Here is a 1,687-nt window from a genome sequence, read left to right on the forward strand (position 1 = left end):
TTTATCACTGTTGTTGAATTTACAGAGATTTTTTGCAAAGCCCATTAAAATATAATCAACTTTGCATATAATGATTCTTGGAGAGGAATCTTAAAACTACTACTTTTATTTTATGAGGTTTTTTATTTTGGAACGCTATATAAATCCCAAAAGTCAAATTTCAACATATTTCTATCCAATTGAAAATGCACAATCAATTACAATTGGTTGGTATATTCGTTGCGGTTCACGCAACGATAGCATAGAAAAAAGAGGAATCTCATATCTTTTAGAACGATTTCTATATTCATCTGCTCCGCACTACGAATTTGAGAAAATAGGTGGAATTTTTGATGCAATTACAGATAAGGATTATACGAGATTTAGTTTGAAATTTCATCCGAAGTATTTACATAACGCATTAAATTGCTTTTTTGATTTTATTTTAAAACCTGATTGGAATCAAGAAAAATTTAATATTCAAAAAGACTTGCAATTGAGAGAAATTGAAAGAAGCGATATGCGATATGACAAAATGCTTGGATCGTTATTATGGAATGATCATTCGCTTTCCTACCCAGTTATAGGTACTAAGAAAACTGTATTAAAGTTGCGGTTGGATGATTTGATCTCACATAAAAAATGTTACTATACACAAAAAAATGTCGCCTTTTTTGCTGCTGGAAACTTCGATGAAAATGAGATAGTATTAATGAATGAATTTTTATCAAACGCCGAATTTCCCTGCGGAGTTAAAGAGTCGTTTCAAGCACCTAAAATAGGAGAAAGAAAACCTGATATCAAATTCCTAAATTATGCTGATAATGAATTGGAAGTAGCATTATATTTTGATTTGAATTTTAATGTTGTTAACAGAGATTGTGTCACGTTATTAAATTCAATTTTAGGTGAAGGAGAATTATCCTGTTTATCCAGTTGCTGTTATAAAAGTAAGTGTATGTATAATGCGTACTCTTTTGTGAGTACACACATTGATTCAGCAGTACTTTGTATCAATTATCATGTAAAAGCACATGATTTTTGGATGTCCCTAAATATGATAATTGAACAAATTGAACGTATAAAAAAGTGTAAAGAAGAAAGCCTTGCATACAATAAACCATTTTTTATGGATAATATGTGGTTTTGGCTCGAAGATACACGGCAATTTAATGATTATCTTGCGTGGAATACATACTTTTGTGGTTCTGAAAACTTTACAATTAAGCAAAAAATAGAGTCTTTTAAAAATATTTCCTGCGATGAGTTAAATAAAACAGCCAATACAATTTTTAGGTTTTGTAATACCTCAGTATTAATTTGTGGTCAAACGAATAAAATTGATAAAACTGAATTGAATGATTTTTTGCGCAATAATCTAAAATAGCGGAACAGAGATTTCTTGCAAAACCCTAAGAAATTTTGTCATACCAATGGGCTCTGCGAAAAAATCTCTGTAAATTCAACAACAGTGATAAAAAACGATATTGCGAGCGGCTTGAAAAACAGCCGCTCAATTTTTTTACAGTATACAATACATACCGTAATTTGTCAAGTTTCTCCAACAGTCAGTCTGCTGAAATGGAGCGTAGCGGAATGGAAGCAGACTGACTGTGCCGGCTCAGTCCAGCCTGTCGGGGTACATGATCTCCACTGCCCCAGTTTCTCCTTAAGCTTACTGCGAGAATCACATATGCAGCCAGCTTCC

The 1,687-nt window shown here is 32.4% G+C and carries 1 protein-coding gene; it reads left to right on the top strand.

The genetic code is table 11. The annotated features are described in order from the left end of the window. Positions 1-127 precede the first annotated feature (127 nt). Positions 128-1,366 carry a M16 family metallopeptidase gene (locus RUMCAL_RS13860; RefSeq protein ID WP_169726025.1) on the top strand — a complete coding sequence of 413 codons (1,239 nt, stop codon included), beginning with the start codon at positions 128-130 and terminating at the stop codon, positions 1,364-1,366. Positions 1,367-1,687 lie beyond the last annotated feature (321 nt).

The organism is Ruminococcus callidus ATCC 27760, assembly GCF_000468015.1.
In the GTDB taxonomy this organism is placed as follows: Bacteria; Bacillota; Clostridia; order Oscillospirales; family Ruminococcaceae; genus Ruminococcus_C; species Ruminococcus_C callidus.